The sequence below is a fragment of the Arthrobacter sp. 05L417 genome (genome assembly GCF_056397865.1).
In genome coordinates, this window is the sequence record NZ_JBFTOG010000126.1 from 1 (window position 1) to 417 (window position 417).

Here is a 417-nt window from a genome sequence, read left to right on the forward strand (position 1 = left end):
GTGCAGCATCAGGCGGTTAGCGCCAAAATGTTCGGCAGCACCCCGGTTCTGACGCAGATCGCCGTGCGCCGAATCGCCAATAATCGGATGACGCAGGTGTGACATATGACGACGCAGCTGATGCTTGCGACCGGTTTTAGGAGCCAGTTCAACCAGGCTATAACGCGAAGTGGGATAACGGCCAATGCCGACCGGCATCTCGACCGTTGCCAGTGACTGATAATCGGTGACCGCGGGCTGTGCGGTGCGCGCTTCCATGGCGTGTTTATCGGCAATTTTATCCAGCTCTTCCACCAGCGGATAATCGAGCGTCCCGCTGCTCTCCAGCCAGCCGCGAACCACAGCGTGGTAGGTTTTCTGCATCTGGTGCTGTTCAAACTGCAGGGAAAGCAGACGTCCGACTTCACTGGAGAGCCC

Annotated in this window: 1 protein-coding gene; it reads right to left on the minus strand. The window is 58.0% G+C overall.

The window, feature by feature from the left end:
• The coding region (locus AC1DJW_RS26610; RefSeq protein WP_476902975.1) for a pseudouridine synthase at window positions 1–417 on the minus strand (417 nt) is incomplete at both ends.